This is a genomic window from Halorientalis salina (genome assembly GCF_005049285.1).
Classification (GTDB): Archaea; Halobacteriota; Halobacteria; order Halobacteriales; family Haloarculaceae; genus Halorientalis; species Halorientalis salina.
The window spans coordinates 25,780-38,668 of record NZ_SOSC01000015.1; the positions used below are offsets into that span (position 1 = coordinate 25,780).

Genomic DNA, 12,889 nt, shown 5'->3' on the forward strand with positions numbered 1-12,889 from the left:
TCTTCGGCCACCTATAGCTAGTGGTTTCTGTCATGCGATCTAAACGAAAGACAGCGCGAGTTCCCCGCCCCACCGTGGGCGGGGGTGAAGCGCGTCACTCCGGCGCGTGTTCTGTCTCCTCGATATACCGTTCAACCACTTCCTCCGACACTGCCCCTGTCGTCCCCACATAGTATCCGACCTTCCAGAATCCGCCGCCCCAGAAATACGACGCTCGAATCTTGGGATACCGCTCCAGCAGGTGCTTTCCAGAGTACGATTTAAACTGCTGAGCGATGTCAGCCGGACTGTGATCCGGGTTGGTTTGCACGAACAGGTGAACGTGGTCGTCCGCAATCTCCAACGCCAGAATCTCGTGTCCGAAGTGGGCAGCAGTCTCACCAAACAACTTCCGTACGTCTTTCTCCACCATACCGAGAACCGGATGGCGGTACTTGGGACACCACACGAAGTGATACTTGCAGGAACTAACCGAATGTGCATGACTACGGTACTCCTCCATCCCTAATCCCCACATTTATGACAGTCTGAAACGATTATCAAAGCATGGGTGAGAAAGCCACGAAGACGATTCAGATGCGACTTCACGTAGCGTCTGGTGAGCGGTCGTGGCTTCACGATGCCCGCCTCGCATCACGCGAGATATTCAACGAAACCATCCGCCTCAAACAGCAAGGGTACACTCGCACCGAGATACAGAAGGAGGTTGACCGCGACGACTTCTTGCGGAACAACAAGTGCGCGGTCGTCGGCAAAGCCCTCCAAACGTGGGACTCCTACCAGTCACTCAAGGAGTGGTGGGAGAACCAAGACGACCCTGATGGCGGCAAACCGACGCCGCCGAGTACGGACAAGAACGGTGCGTATCCGCTCGTGATGGCACACACGGAAGGCTACCGCCTCACCGTGGATGACGACACGAACCGCGTCCAGTTCCGCATCAGCCCGAAACCATACAAGAAGGTGAGAGGCCACCTTCGGGGTGAGCCGGATGCGATGGACGAACTTCGGGACGCCCTCACGTCGGATGAGGTGGATATGGGGCAGGCCGAACTCCTGTACCGTGATGGCGTGTACTACCTACACGTCACGGTTACACGCGAGTTCGATGTGCCCGACCCCGACACCAGCGACACACTCGTCGGTGTGGACATCAACGAGCGCAACGTCGCACTCACCGCCCTCGACCGCGGGACGATGCGGACGAAGGGCACGCTTGTCCTCGACTATGGACGAGTCAAACAGGAACGCCAACGTTACCATACGATCACGAAACGCTGTCAGGAACACGGCAAGACGAGCATCCACCGGAAACTCGGTGACAAGGAAGAACGATTCACTGAGTGGGTGCTGCACCGTCTCTCCCGTGCCGTCGTGGAGTTCGCAGCACGGTTCTCGAACCCGGTTATCATGTTCGAGGATATGAGCGGTATCCGCGACGAAATCAAGTACGGGACGTATATGAACCGTCGATTGCACAAACTGCCGTTCCACAAGTTCGAGAAATTCGTCTCGTACAAGGCGACGTGGCGAGAGATTCCGACAGACACGGTTGACGCTTACTACAACTCGAAGATGTGTTCGTGCTGTGGGGAGCGTGGGTATCGGCAAGGACGGCGGTTCCAGTGTACGAACGACGAGTGTGATGTAGCGCAAGACCACGGCGACCGGAATGCGTCGGTGAACATCGCGTGGCGCGAGAAGGCGAAGCTCGACGGAACCGAATCGAATTACCGGAATCACAAAACCCAACCACAGGTTCGGTTGGTGCGTCTGTCCGGGTCGGGGCGCGTAAGCCGCCCACCCTCATCCCGCTCGCTTGCCGAGCAGGGAGTGCTAGCGCACGGCTGAGGGAACTACAAAAGCCTCGGGCCACCGCGCCCGAGGTTGTTTACTGCGGATATTGGGTTCGCTTCACTGTGTGACGTACGGGTCGGCGATACTACGGACGAATCCCCATTGCCAGAATGAGAGATGTCTTGGCCACGCCGAAATGCGAACTGTCCGCCATGCGATTCTCCAACGCGTCTGTAGTGTGCCCTGAAGAGACGTACTTATACGACGAGAGTACTGTTACACTAGATCTGAGTCTTCTTTTTTACCGGACGAAATAGTATATGCGATCCTATGAATCGTAAACACTTCGTTTACACCATACGTAAAGGATATTATATCATGAATGTCGCGAATATATTTTGAATCTATTACTTATATAGTAAAAATTATAGGCCACGTTTATATATCAGAGTGCTATTTGTGACGGTGTATGGTTGCGAGCCACAATCTTTCAGACTACGACATGGAGCGTGAATCGTTCTCGTGGGACGACATCTACGCGGAAGCCGATTGGGACGCACCGGCGGAACTGAACATCGGTCACGAAGTCGCCGACCGCCACGCCACCGATCGTGGGAAAGTCGCGCTGTATCAGGTCGGCACCGACGGGGAACTGACGACGATGACGTTCTGGGAACTGGCCGACCGGTCGAGCCAGTTCGCGAACGTCTTGGAGGGCCTCGGTGTCGAACAAGGGGACCGGGTGTTCTCGTACATGCCCCGGATTCCCGAACACTACGTGGCACTCGTGGGGACGCTCAAACACGGTGCGGTCTGGGGGAGCGTCAACGAGCGGTTCGGGCCGGACGGCATCTCCTACCGACTCGACGACTGCGATGCGAAGGTCGTCGTCACCACGACCGACAACCGTGAGACAGTCGAAGCAGCACTGGACGACGCACCAACGGTCGAGCACGTTATCACAGTCGACCGGGGGAGTGGCGCACCCGCGGACGACGTGGTCTTCAATACGGCCCTCGACGACGCGAGCACCGAATACGAGGTCGCCGAAACCGGTGGCGAAGACGACGCGATGCTGTACTACACGTCGGGGACGACTGGCCTTGCGAAGGGTGTCCGCCACAAGCAGCGCTGGGTGGCTGGCGTCGCCGCGACCCAGAAGTACGCCGTCGACCTCCAGCCCGGCGACCTCTACTGGAGCACCGGCGACCTGGGCTGGCTGACGGGCGCGATCAACACGCTCGGTGCCTGGTTCTGGGGTGCCTCCCTGTTCACCTACGAGGGCGAGTTCGACCCCGAGGAGTGGGCCGAACTGCTCGACGAATATCCCATCAACGTGCTATTTTCGGTGCCGACGGCCTACCGGATGCTCCGGGAGAAAGAGGACGTCCTGGAGGGCGTCGATCTCGACTTGCGCCACGCGCTCTCGATCGGCGAACCCCTCAGCGCCGGCGTCGTCGAGTGGGGCAAAGAGGAACTCGGCGTCACCATCCTCGACACGTACGGCCAGACCGAGACGGGCAACATGATCATCAACAACTACCCGACGATGGAGCTCCGGCCCGGCTCGATGGGGAAGCCGCTTCCGGGCATCGAAGCCGAGATCGTCGACCCCGATACGGGTGAGGTACTCCCACCGGGGGAGACCGGTGAGATCGCCCAGCGCGGCGACTACCCCTGTTTCTTCGCCGAGTACTGGAACAAACCCGCCAAGACCGAGAAGTGCTTCGTCGACGGGCCCAGCGGCGAGTGGTACCTCTCGGGCGACCTCGCCCACAAGGACGAGGACGGCTACTTCTGGTTCGAGGGGCGAGCCGACGACGTCATCCTCTCGTCGGGCTACCGCATCGGACCCTTCGAGGTCGAGAGCTCGCTGGGCGAACACGAGGCCGTCGCCGAGCCGGCCGTCGTTCCGAAACCGCACGCGGAACGTGGCAACATTGTTAAGGCATACGTCGTACCTAGTGAAGGCACGGAGCCATCTGAGGGCCTCAAAGATGACATCAAAACCCACGTGAAAGAGGAACTGTCGGCCCACGAATACCCGCGCGAAATCGAGTTCCGCGACGAGTTGCCCAAGACCGTCACGGGCAAGATCCGCCGGACAGAGCTCCAAGACGAAGCCGAAGAAGAGACAGAAGCAGACTCCTAACCGGCATCCAGCGGGGACGGAGTCGCCAACACCAGATCGAACTACGTTCACACAACAATCATGAATTTCGACACAACGCAGGAACGTTCGATGATTCGGTCGACCGCCGAGGACGTGGCGGCCGAGTACGGACCGGAGTATTGGCGCAAGAAAGAGGAAGCCGGAGAGTTCGCCCAGGGATTCTGGGACGAACTCGCGGAGGCAGACTTCCACGGCCTGCTGGTTCCCGAAGAGTACGAGGGGGCCGGCATGGGCATGCAAGAGATGGGGCTGGCGATGGAGACGCTCTGTGCGGAGGGCTGTGGCATGGCCGGCACCTGGTACTTGGTGCTCACTGCCGGCATGGCCGCCGTCGGCATCCGCGAAAACGGGACCGAGGCTCAGAAAGAGCGGTACCTGCCCGACATCGCCAACGGCGAACGCAACTTCTCCATCGGCATCACCGAACCGGAGGCCGGGACGAACACGCTGAACGTCGCGACACGAGCGGAGAAGGACGGCGACGAGTACGTCCTCAACGGCCAGAAGGCATGGATCACGTTCTCGGACCGCGCGGACAACATGATCATCGTCACGCGGACGACGCCGCGCGACGAGGTTGACCGAGGCACCGACGGCATTAGTCTGTTCATTGTCGATATGGACTCCCCGGGGATCGACGTTGCGCCCATCGATAAACACGGCATCAACTACTCGAAGTCCTGCGAGGTGTTCCTCGAAGACGTGCGCGTGCCCGAGGAGAACCTGCTCGGTGAGGAGGACGACGGGTGGTGGGCGCTCGTCGATATGCTCAATCCCGAACGCATCGGCTTCGCCGCTGCCGGGACCGGCATCGGGAAACTGGCCGCCGACACGGCAATCCAGTACGCCAACGATCGCGAAGTGTTCGATGCACCGGTCGGCAGCCATCAGGCCGTCTCGTTCCCCATCACGAAGGCCTACGCGCGCATGGAGACTGCGGCGCTGATGCGCGAGAAGGCGTCCTGGCTCTACGACCAGGGCGAGGAGTGTGGCTACGAGACCAACGTTGCGAAGGCGACGGCCGTCAGCGCAGGCATCGAGGCGGTCAAGCAGTCGATGCAGGCCTTCGGCGGCTGGGGCTACGCGAAAGAGTACGATGTCGAGCGGTGGTGGCGTGAGATCAACCTCACCCGCCTGGCCCCGGTCTCCCAGCAGATGGCGTACAATCATATCAGCCAGCAGCTCGGCTTCCCCAAGTCATACTAATGTTCGAGAAAGTCCTTGTCGCCAACCGCGGCGAAATCGCCGTCCGCGTCATGGCGGCATGTGAAGAACTGGGTATCGAGACGGTCGCCGTCTACAGCGACGCCGACCGCAACAGTGGTCACGTCGCGTACGCCGACGAAGCGTACAATGTCGGTCCCGCACCGGCCAGCGACTCGTATCTCGACCAGGCGGAGATCATCGACGTCGCCCAGCGCGCTGGCGCGGACGCGATTCATCCCGGCTACGGCTTCCTCGCCGAGAACGCCGAGTTCGCTCGGAAAGTCGAAGACGCCGACGGCATCACCTGGGTCGGACCCCCGAGTGATGCGATGGAGACCCTCGGCGAGAAGACGAAAGCCCGGACGGTGATGCAGGAGGCCGACGTGCCGGTCGTTCCGGGAACGACCGAGCCGGTCGACGACCCCGAAGAGGTGCGCGAACTCGGCGAGGAGTTCGGCTATCCCATCGCCATCAAGGCCGAAGGCGGCGGTGGCGGTCGTGGCATGAAGATCGTCCGCAGCGAGGCCGAAGTCGAGGACGCGCTCGAAAGCGCCCAGCGCGAGGGCGAGGCGTACTTCGGCAACGACTCGGTGTACGTCGAGAAGTACCTCGAAGCCCCGAAACACATCGAGGTACAGGTACTCGCGGACGAACACGGCAACGTCCGCCACCTCGGCGAGCGCGATTGCTCACTGCAGCGCCGTCACCAGAAGGTCATCGAGGAGGCCCCGAGCCCGGCGCTCGACGCCGAACTCCGCGAGCAAATCGGCGAAGCCGCCCGCCAGGGCGTCCAGGAAGCCGGCTACACCAACGCCGGCACTGTGGAATTCCTCGTCGAGGACGGGGAGTTCTACTTCATGGAAGTCAACACCCGGATTCAGGTCGAGCACACCGTCAGCGAGGAAGTGACGGGGATCGACATCGTCCGGTGGCAGTTGCGGGTCGCCGCCGGCGAGGAACTCGACTTCTCGCAGGACGACGTCGAGATCGACGGCCACTCGATCGAGTACCGCATCAACGCGGAGAACCCGGCCAACGACTTCGCGCCGACACCGGGGCCGCTGAAGACGTACAGGCCGCCGACGAGCATCGGGATTCGGCTCGATCACGCCGTCGGCCAGGGCGACGACATCGGTGGCGATTACGACTCGATGATTGCCAAGCTGATCGTCACCGGTGAAGATCGCGAGCACTGTCTCGAACGGTCCAAGCGGGCGCTGGAACACTTCGAGGTCGAGGGCGTCCACACGACGATCCCATTCCACCGGCTGATGCTCGACGACGAGACGTTCGTGAGCGGCGAGCACACGACGAAGTACCTCGATCAGGACCTCGACGACGCGAATCTCGACGACGCCGTCGAGCAGTGGGGGTCCGAGCCCGAAGCTGGCAGTACCGGCAACGGATCCGAGACAGCTGAACTCGCCGTCGAGGTCGACGGCAAACGATTCGATGTCGTCGTCGAAGACGGGCTCCCGCAAGCCCCGACTGGCGGGACCGACGCAGGCGGGAGTTCCAGCGGCTCCGGCGGCAGCGGGAGTCCGGACGTAGCAGCCGCGGGTGCGATCACCGCCGAGATGCAGGGAACCATTCTCTCGGTCGAGGTCGAGGAAGGCGACGAGCTCGCACAGGGCGACGTCGTCTGCGTACTGGAGGCGATGAAAATGGAAAACGACGTGGTCGCGGCCACGAGCGGGACTGTCGAATCCATCCCGATCGAAGAGGACGAGAGCGTCGATATGGGAGACACGCTCGTCACGCTGGAGTGAATACACATGCGAATCAGAGTCTCAGACGACACGACGGAATCGGAGGCCCAGGCGATCGCCGATGCACTGGCAACCCATTTCCAGGACGACGTGATACTCGTCGTCGACAGCGGCGAGGAAGTTGGGAGCGCGTCGTACGACGGCGGAGGCGGGTCTCAACAATCGACCGAGGAACCGGTGGACGACGACCTCGGGCCGACAGCTCGCGAGGAGGAACTGATCGACGAGATCGAGGAAATCCTCGAAGGTGGGCCCGAGAAGTACAAGGAACAACTGCCCGAGGAAGGCAAACTGTTCGTCCGGGACCGAATCGACCTGTGGTTCGGCGAGGACTGCCTGTTCGAGGACGGCAAGTTCGCGGAGTTCGACGCCGAAGACCAGTTACCCGCAGACGGTCTCATCACGGGGGCCGCGGAGTTCGAGGGCCGCGACCTGCACTACATGGCCAACGACTACACGGTCAAACGCGGGAGTATGGCCGCGAAGGGCGTCGAGAAGTTCCTCAGGATGCAGGAACGGGCGCTCAAAACCGGCCGGCCGGTCCTCTATCTGATGGACTCCTCGGGCGGTCGCATCGACCAGCAGTCTGGCTTTTTCGCCAACCGCCAGGGCATCGGGAAGTACTACTACAACCACTCGATGCTCTCGGGGCGCGTCCCACAGATCTGCGTGCTGTACGGGCCATGTATCGCCGGGGCGGCGTACACGCCTGTGTTCGCGGACTTCACCGTCATGGTCCGGGACATGAGCGCGATGGCCATCGCCAGCCCCCGGATGGTCGAGATGGTCACCGGCGAAAAGATCGACCTGCAGGATCTGGGTGGGCCGGACGTCCACGCACAGTACTCAGGCAGCGCGGATCTCGTCGCCGACGACGAGGAACACGCGCGGGAACTCGTCGCCCAACTCATCGGCTATCTCCCCGATAATTCTGACGAGGACCCGCCACAGACCAGCGGCGAGGCACCGAAGTTCTCGCCGGAGGGTATCGACTCGATCGTCCCGCAGGAACCGAACAAGGGCTACGATATGTTCGACGTGATCGACCGGGTCGTCGACGCCGGGTCGACGCTCGAACTCCGCCCTGAGTACGGGAAGGAGATCATCACGTCGTTCGCCCGGATCGACGGCCGCCCGGTCGGGATCGTCGCCAACCAGCCCAACCACCGTGCCGGCGCGATCTTCCCGGACGCCGCCGAGAAAGCCGCGGAGTTCATCTGGACCTGCGACGCCTATAACATCCCGCTGTTGTATCTCTGTGACACGCCGGGCTTCATGGCCGGGTCGGGTGTCGAGAAGGAGGGGATCCTCGAACAGGGCAAGAAGATGATCTACGCCACCTCCTCGGCGACGGTGCCCAAACAGTCCGTCGTCGTGCGGAAAGCCTACGGTGCGGGCATCTACGCGATGTCCGGTCCCGCCTACGATCCCGAATCGGTTATCGGGCTGCCCAGCGGCGAGATCGCGATCATGGGTCCGGAAGCGGCGATTAACGCCGTCTACGCCCGAAAGCTCTCCCAGATCGACGACGAGGAGGAACGCGCACAGCGTGAGCAGGAACTCCGCGAGGAGTACCGCGAGGACATCGACATCCACCGGATGGCCAGCGAGGTCGTCATCGACGAGATCGTCCCGCCCTCCTCGCTCCGAGAGGAACTGACGAACCGCTTTGCGTTCTACGAGACCGTCGAGAAGGACCTGCCCGACAAGAAACACGGGACGATCCTCTAAACCCATGACAGGACGCTACTACGAGGAGTTCGAGGTCGGCGAGACAATCGAACACGACAAGCGACGCACCGTGAGCGAGAGCGACAATCAGGCGTTCTGCGACATGACGATGAACCAGCAACCGCTGCATCTGGATGCGGAGTTCGCGGCGGACACGCAGTTCGGCGAGCGACTGGTCAACGGGCTCTACACGATGAGTCTGGCCGTCGGGCTAACCATCCCGGACACCACGGACGGCACCATCGTCGCGAACCTCTCCTACGACAACGTCGAGCACCCGAACCCGGTCTTCCACGGTGACACGATCCGGGTCCAGTCGACAGTGACCGACAAGCGTGAGACCAGCGACGGCGAGCGCGGCATCGTCACGATGCACGTCGAAGTGTTCAAAGTGAACGACCAGGAGGAACCCGTCGTCTGTGAGTTCGATCGGACCGCGCTCTCGCTGAAACGGGAACACGCGGAGTAACGATGGCGCCCCACTGCTGGCGAACCGAGACGCGCGGCGGCCTACTCGACGACGCCGACGATCCATCGCCAGCGCTGTTCGAAGGTACCTTCGAGGGTATCGAGCAGTTCGCGTGTCTTATCGACGCGTTTTTCGGTTTCGAGTCGCGGATAGAGCCGCGCAGCCATCGCCGGAATGCTGTGGAAGAGCCGGACGTCGTCTGCGGTCGTCGCGAACCGCCAGGTGCCAGTGGTGACCGCGAACTCGTCTGCAAGGGCACGCTCGACGTCCTCGGAGCCCGTCGGCGAGCGCGACTCGCGGTCGAGATCGGCGAAGACGTCGGTCCCGTTCGCAGTGACCCAGCCAACCGGAGCGACGGCACCGACGACGCCCCCAGACCGGAGGACGCGGGCCGCTTCCTGGGTGGCGACGGCCGGGTCGGGAACCAGGAAGAGCGAAGCGGTAAAAGCGATGGCGTCGAACGTGTCGTCGGCGAAGGGCAGGTGGTCGAAGTCGGCCTCGACGCGCGGCGCCGACGCGACTTCAGTCAGCATCTCGCGGCTGATATCGAGTGCGACGGGCCTGTCGGCCCGCTCGGCGACCGCCTGCGTACTCACGCCCGTTCCCGCACCCGCGTCGAGGACGGCGTCGAACGCACCTTCGCCGTGAGCACTCATCTCGGCAACCAGCAGGCGCGCCAGTGCGGTGAACCGGCCGGTTCGCCGCTCGTATCTGTTGTAGGCCTCGACGCTGGCGTCGAAATTCGCCCGGACGACGGTTTTCATATCCGCCAGCACGGCCAGCGGGCACATAGACGTTCCCGTTGGCAACCGCCTACGATCCCGACGTATCGCTCGCCAACCAACGGCCCCCGAGATAGGAAATAGTTATGACAGAAACACCACCGGAGATAGACGAAATCGTTCACGAACCGAGTCAGCAGTTCATCGAGTCGACGAACGTCTGGGAGTTTATGCAGACCTACGCGATCGACGACTACGAGGAACTGATAGAGCGCACGACTACCGAGATCGACGGCTTCGATCAGTCCGGCGTCGACTGGTTCTGGGACGAACTGGTCGACTACCTCGATATCGACTTTTTCGAGGACTACGATCAGGTGCGAGACGACAGCGACGGCCCGCAGTTCCCCGACTGGTACCCCGGTGGCGAACTCAACATCGGCCACAACGTGGTGGACCGGCACGCCGCCATCGACAGCGAGACTCGAAACAAGGTTGCCTGTATCTGGGAAGGAGAAGACGGTGACATTCGAGAGGTCACCTACCACGAACTGTACCGCCAGTCGAACGCGGTCGCCAACGCCCTGGAAGCACGCGGCATCGACACCGGCGATACCGTGGCACTGTACATGCCAATGGTGCCGGAAGTCATCTCGATCCTCTACGGGTGTTTCAAGGTCGGCGCGATCGCCGTGCCCATCTTCTCGGGGTTCGGTGTCGAAGCGACGGCGACCCGCATCGAGGACCCCGAGTGTTCGGTGCTGTTCACCGGCGACGGCTTCCAGCGTCGCGGCAGCGAGGTGACGCTGAAAGAAACCGCCGACGATGCCATCGACCAGGCCGATACCGACGTCGAATCGGTCATCGTCTTCGACCGACTGGGCGCGAGCGACCCCGACAGTTCCCTCTCGATCCCGATGTCCGACGGTCGCGACGAGTGGTGGGCTGACGCTGTCGAGACTCAGAGCGACGAATACGAGACGAAATCCCTGCCCGCCGACCAGGAGTCGATGCTGCTGTATTCGTCGGGCACCACCGGCAAACCCAAGGGTATCGTTCATACCCATGCGGGCGTTCAGATGCAGTGTGCAAAGGAGCTCTACTTCGGGTTCGACCTGCAACCCGCGGATCGGTTCTTTTGGGTCAGCGATATCGGCTGGATGATGGGGCCCTGGACCTTGATCGGCAATCACACCTTCGGCGGGACGATCTTCATGTACGAGGGCGCGCCCGACCACCCCCAACCCGACCGGTTCTGGGAGATGATCGACCGCCACGGCATCACCCAGTTCGGCATCTCCCCGACGGCGATCCGCGCGCTCCGCAAGCAGGGCGACGACTGGGTCGAGGGCCACGACCTCTCATCGCTGCGCCTGCTGGGGTCGACCGGTGAACCCTGGGACCCCGAGTCCTGGCAATGGTTCTACGAGACGGTTGGCGGCGGCGACACACCCATCATCAACATCAGCGGAGGTACCGAAATCTGTGGCTGTTTCCTCATGCCGATGCCGACCCAGTCGCTCAAACCCTGCACACTCGGCGGTCCCGGCCTCGGCATGGACATCGATATCGTGAACCACGCCGGCGAGTCCATCGCCGACACGCACGAGCGCGGCTTCCTCGTCGCGCGCGACTCCTGTCCGTCAATGACGAAATCGCTCTGGAGCGGCGACGAGCGCTACCTCGAGGAGTACTGGTCGTCCTTCGAGGATCCGCCGCTGTGGGACCACGGCGACTGGGCCCAGAAAGACGAGGACGATCTCTGGTTCCTCCACGGGCGGGCCGACGACGCGCTCAACGTCGCCGGCCGGAAGGTCGGTCCCGCCGAGATCGAGGGCGCAGCCATGGAACACGAAGACGTGAATCAGGCCGCCGCAGTCGGTGTTCCCGACGACACGACCGGAACGGCCGTGGTGCTCTACGTCATTACGGAGGCGGGCGTCGAGGAGATCGACGAGTTGCGTACGGAAATCAGAGGCATCGTCGGGGAAGAACACGGCAAGCCCTTCCGACCGCGGGAAGTGCTGTTCGTCGACGAGTTCCCCAAGACCCAATCGGGCAAGATCATCCGCCGGGCCGTCGAAGCCACCTACACCGGTGAGGAACTGGGCGACATGTCCAGCATCGAGAACCCCGACGCCCTCGACGAAGTCGAGAACGCGCGATAGCAATCGGCCGACTGCGACAGCAAGCATTGTGTTTGATTACAAGCAACAATGAACGAACGAATGTCTGACTCAGAGACCAACGACGTAATGCGACGATTCGAGGTACCGAACATCGAGGACCTCCCGGCGGACCTGCAGGAGCGAATCGAGGACGAGACCGAACAGGCCGGATTCACGCCGAACATCTTCCCGGCCATGGCGTATCGCCCGTCCCACTTCCGGGCGTTTTTCGACTACCACGACGCTCTCGTCGAGGACACGGCACTCGAACGGGAGGAAGTGGAGATGATAATCGTGGCCGTAAGCGGCGTCAACGACTGCCTGTACTGTGTCGTGGGCCACGGCGCGTTGCTCCGTATCTACGCATCAGCGCCCAAAATCGCCGAGCAACTCGCGACCAACCACCGAACGGCGGACGTAAGCGACACCCACAAAGCGATGCTCGATTTCGCCGTCAAGCTTACCGAGGACCCAGAGCGCGTGACCGAAGCGGACTTCGAACGCCTAGAAGAGCACGGATTCAGCCGACGGGCAATCTGGGACATCGGGAGCGTCGCCGCCTTCTTCAACCTCTCGAACCGACTGGTCCACCTCGCGGACATCCGGCCGAACGACGAGTTTTACGACCTCGGCCGCGATCAGTAGCTCCGACCGTTCCGGCCGGCTCCCTCGCCGTGCTGGCCCGTTCGCTGTTCTGGAAGGTAGCCAAAATCTCCCTTCATCGTCGGTCTCGTCGGCCGAGTCCCGGATCTCGCGGAGGACGTAGCCCTGGTCGATGCCAGCGAGAACGCCGTCCCGAACGGAGCCATCACCCAGCTTTTGATCGCGTCAACCATGGGGGTTTTTTTCCATCC

At 62.0% G+C, this 12,889-nt stretch carries 11 protein-coding genes; 8 read left to right on the forward strand and 3 right to left on the reverse strand.

The window, feature by feature from the left end:
• Positions 1 to 94: 94 nt before the first annotated feature.
• On the reverse strand, positions 95 to 502 hold the full coding sequence (tnpA, locus tag E2481_RS17460) for an IS200/IS605 family transposase (protein WP_136718447.1): 408 nt from the start codon (positions 500 to 502) through the stop codon (positions 95 to 97).
• A gap of 44 nt (positions 503 to 546) precedes the next feature.
• Here tnpA and E2481_RS17465 point away from each other — a divergent pair, with 44 nt between their 5' ends.
• The 6 genes from E2481_RS17465 (at position 547) to E2481_RS17490 (ending at position 9,145) form a co-directional block, all read left to right on the forward strand.
• Complete coding sequence (locus E2481_RS17465) at positions 547 to 1,851, forward strand: RNA-guided endonuclease TnpB family protein (RefSeq protein WP_136718448.1); 1,305 nt, start codon at positions 547 to 549, stop codon at positions 1,849 to 1,851.
• Between the two features lie 415 nt (positions 1,852 to 2,266).
• Complete coding sequence (locus E2481_RS17470; RefSeq protein ID WP_136718449.1) at positions 2,267 to 3,949, forward strand: acyl-CoA synthetase; 1,683 nt, start codon at positions 2,267 to 2,269, stop codon at positions 3,947 to 3,949.
• A 60-nt stretch (positions 3,950 to 4,009) separates the two neighbouring features.
• Positions 4,010 to 5,176: an acyl-CoA dehydrogenase family protein gene (locus tag E2481_RS17475; protein ID WP_136718450.1), complete on the forward strand. Its 1,167-nt coding sequence runs from the start codon at positions 4,010 to 4,012 to the stop codon at positions 5,174 to 5,176.
• Positions 5,176 to 6,945, forward strand: a complete 1,770-nt coding sequence (locus tag E2481_RS17480; RefSeq protein ID WP_136718451.1) for an acetyl-CoA carboxylase biotin carboxylase subunit — start codon at positions 5,176 to 5,178, stop codon at positions 6,943 to 6,945. Before E2481_RS17475 ends, E2481_RS17480 begins: the two co-directional genes overlap by 1 nt.
• 6 nt (positions 6,946 to 6,951) lie before the next feature.
• Positions 6,952 to 8,676, forward strand: coding sequence for an acyl-CoA carboxylase subunit beta (locus tag E2481_RS17485; protein WP_136718452.1), 1,725 nt, complete (start codon positions 6,952 to 6,954; stop codon positions 8,674 to 8,676).
• A gap of 4 nt (positions 8,677 to 8,680) precedes the next feature.
• On the forward strand, positions 8,681 to 9,145 hold the full coding sequence (locus E2481_RS17490) for a MaoC family dehydratase (protein ID WP_136718453.1): 465 nt from the start codon (positions 8,681 to 8,683) through the stop codon (positions 9,143 to 9,145).
• 41 nt (positions 9,146 to 9,186) lie between these two features.
• Here the strand turns inward: E2481_RS17490 and E2481_RS17495 are convergent, their stop codons facing one another.
• The gene (locus tag E2481_RS17495; RefSeq protein WP_136718454.1) at positions 9,187 to 9,909 is read right to left on the reverse strand and encodes a class I SAM-dependent methyltransferase; all 723 of its coding nucleotides are present in this window, start codon (positions 9,907 to 9,909) and stop codon (positions 9,187 to 9,189) included.
• Positions 9,910 to 10,013: 104 nt separating this feature from the next.
• Between E2481_RS17495 and E2481_RS17500 the strand changes: the two genes are divergently transcribed.
• Together E2481_RS17500 and E2481_RS17505 are read left to right on the forward strand one after the other, a co-directional pair.
• Positions 10,014 to 12,035 (forward strand): AMP-binding protein, encoded by a 2,022-nt coding sequence (locus tag E2481_RS17500; RefSeq protein ID WP_136718455.1) that lies wholly within the window; start codon positions 10,014 to 10,016, stop codon positions 12,033 to 12,035.
• A 60-nt stretch (positions 12,036 to 12,095) separates the two neighbouring features.
• Positions 12,096 to 12,680, forward strand: a complete 585-nt coding sequence (locus E2481_RS17505) for a peroxidase-related enzyme (protein WP_136718456.1) — start codon at positions 12,096 to 12,098, stop codon at positions 12,678 to 12,680.
• On the opposite strand, the gene E2481_RS17510 is transcribed toward E2481_RS17505, so the two are convergent.
• The gene (locus E2481_RS17510) at positions 12,674 to 12,871 is read right to left on the reverse strand and encodes a hypothetical protein (protein WP_136718457.1); all 198 of its coding nucleotides are present in this window, start codon (positions 12,869 to 12,871) and stop codon (positions 12,674 to 12,676) included. The two genes, E2481_RS17505 and E2481_RS17510, sit on opposite strands and share 7 nt — an antisense overlap.
• Between the last annotated feature and the right edge of the window lie 18 nt (positions 12,872 to 12,889).